General features: G+C 59.4%; 2 rRNA genes. Both read left to right on the plus strand.

Going from position 1 to position 2980, the window contains the following annotated elements:
* A 16S ribosomal RNA gene (locus tag ACFC1W_RS15955) occupies positions 1–380 on the plus strand; the annotation flags it as partial.
* A 422-nt stretch (positions 381–802) separates the two neighbouring features.
* Positions 803–2980, plus strand: a 23S ribosomal RNA gene (locus tag ACFC1W_RS15960); the annotation flags it as partial.

The raw sequence follows: 2980 nt of genomic DNA on the forward strand, positions 1-2980 counted from the left end.
GGTCAACTCGGAGGAAGGTGGGGATGACGTCAAATCATCATGCCCCTTATGTCTTGGGCTTCACACGTGCTACAATGGCCGGTACAAAGGGCTGCGATACCGCGAGGTGGAGCGAATCCCAAAAAGCCGGTCTCAGTTCGGATTGGGGTCTGCAACTCGACCCCATGAAGTCGGAGTCGCTAGTAATCGCAGATCAGCAACGCTGCGGTGAATACGTTCCCGGGCCTTGTACACACCGCCCGTCAAGTCACGAAAGTCGGTAACACCCGAAGCCGGTGGCCCAACCCTTGTGGGGGGAGCCGTCGAAGGTGGGACTGGCGATTGGGACTAAGTCGTAACAAGGTAGCCGTACCGGAAGGTGCGGCTGGATCACCTCCTTTCTAAGGAGCATCTGGCACCGCGTCGTACCTGTCATGGGTGGGCGTGTGGTGTCCAGGCCCACGCCCCGGCCGAACGTGCTGGGGGTGGTGCTCGAGGGTGGAACATCGACTACGGCCGGCCATGGTGCCGGCGGCTTCTAGTACGCCCGCTTCGGTGGGGAGGGAACGAAGATCCGTCGGGATTGCCTGGTCGGCCTGGCACGCTGTTGGGTCCTGAGGGAACAGCCGAAAGGTTGTTGACCTTGGGGTCGAGTCGCGCACTTGCGTCGCCTGCGGGCGGTGGGGTGCGCGTCGGCCTGCGGGCCGCCTGTTGCGTCGAACCGCTCACCGGTTGGTGGGTAGGCGAGGTGAGGAAGGGCGAGTCACCCGGTCGTAGCTTGAGAACTGCACAGTGGACGCGAGCATCTTTGAATGATCTTTGTGGTCAAGTTTATAAGGGCACAGGGTGGATGCCTTGGCACTAGGAGCCGAAGAAGGACGTGGTAGCCTGCGATAAGCCTCGGGGAGTTGGCAAACGAACCGTGATCCGAGGATGTCCGAATGGGGAAACCCCGCACGAGTCATGTCGTGTGACCCGCACCTGAATATATAGGGTGTGTGGAGGGAACGCCGGGAAGTGAAACATCTCAGTACCGGCAGGAAGAGATATTCCGTGAGTAGTGGCGAGCGAAAGCGGATCAGGCCAAACCGTATGCGTGTTCAAGCCGGCAGGCGTTGCGCATGCGGGGTTGTGGGACCTTTCAGCTGGTTCTGCCGAACCAGCAGGGAGTCAGAAAGTCGCGTCATAGTCGAAGGGCATTGAAAGGCCCGGCACAGAGGGTGGTACCCCCGTAGACGAAATGGCGTGGCCTCCCGAGAGGGATCCCAAGTAGCTCCGGGCCCGAGAAACCTGGAGTGAATCTGCACAGACCACTGTGTAAGCCTAAATACTACCTAGTGACCGATAGCGGACAAGTACCGTGAGGGAAAGGTGAAAAGTACCCCGGGAGGGGAGTGAAATAGTACCTGAAACCGTGTGCCTACAAACCGTCGGAGCCTCCCTAGCAGGGGTGACGGCGTGCCTTTTGAAGAATGAGCCTGCGAGTTAGTGGTACGTGGCGAGGTTAACCCGTGTGGGGAAGCCGTAGCGAAAGCGAGTCCGAATAGGGCGACTCAGTCGCGTGCTCTAGACCCGAAGCGGAGTGATCTAGCCATGGGCAGGGTGAAGCGCGGGTAAGACCGCGTGGAGGCCCGAACCCACCAGGGTTGAAAACCTGGGGGATGACCTGTGGTTAGGGGTGAAAGGCCAATCAAACTCCGTGATAGCTGGTTCTCCCCGAAATGCATTTAGGTGCAGCGTCACGCGTTTCTTGCCGGAGGTAGAGCTACTGGATAGCCGATGGGCCCCACCAGGTTACTGACGTTAGCCAAACTCCGAATGCCGGTAAGCCAGAGCGTGGCAGTGAGACTGCGGGGGATAAGCTCCGTAGTCGAGAGGGAAACAGCCCAGACCACCAGCTAAGGCCCCTAAGCGTATGCTAAGTGGGAAAGGATGTGGAGTTGCACAGACAACCAGGAGGTTGGCTTAGAAGCAGCCACCCTTGAAAGAGTGCGTAATAGCTCACTGGTCAAGTGATTCCGCGCCGACAATGTAGCGGGGCTCAAGCATACCGCCGAAGCTGTGGCATTCACACGTTCGACAAGCCTTCGTGGTTCAGTCGTGTGGATGGGTAGGGGAGCGTCGTGTGGCGGGCGAAGTCGCGGGGTAACCCAGCGGTGGACGCCACACGAGTGAGAATGCAGGCATGAGTAGCGAAAGACGGGTGAGAAACCCGTCCGCCGAATGACCAAGGGTTCCAGGGCCAGGCTAATCCGCCCTGGGTAAGTCGGGACCTAAGGCGAGGCCGACAGGCGTAGTCGATGGACAACGGGTTGATATTCCCGTACCGGCGAAGAACCGCCCATACCGAGCCCGGTGATGCTCACCGTCCGAGCCGGCCCACCGTCCCTTCGGGGACACCGGGCCGGGGAGCACGGGACCCGAACCGGTAGTAGGTAAGCGTATTAACAGGGGTGACGCAGGAAGGTAGCCAAGCGTGGCGATGGTAGTCCACGTCCAAGGTCGTAGGGCGAGGTGTAGGCAAATCCGCACCTCACGAGCCTGAGAGCTGACGGTGACCGCGAATGCGGGAATCTGGTGATCCTATGCTGCCAAGAAAAGCCTCGACGCGAGGTTCTAGCCGCCCGTACCCCAAACCGACTCAGGTGGTCAGGTAGAGAATACCAAGGCGATCGAGAGAATCGTGGTTAAGGAACTCGGCAAAATGCCCCCGTAACTTCGGGAGAAGGGGGGCCTGACGTGTGAACCGGCACGCCCGGGGCAGCACGAAGGGCCGCAGAGACCAGGGAGAAGCGACTGTTTACTAAAAACACAGGTCCGTGCGAAGTCGCAAGACGATGTATACGGACTGACGCCTGCCCGGTGCTGGAAGGTTAAGAGGACGGGTCAGCCGCAAGGCGAAGCTCAGAATTTAAGCCCCAGTAAACGGCGGTGGTAACTATAACCATCCTAAGGTAGCGAAATTCCTTGTCGGGTAAGTTCCGACCTGCACGAATGGCGT

Source organism: Microbacterium sp. NPDC056003 (assembly GCF_042274785.1).
GTDB lineage: Bacteria > Actinomycetota > Actinomycetes > Actinomycetales > Microbacteriaceae > Microbacterium.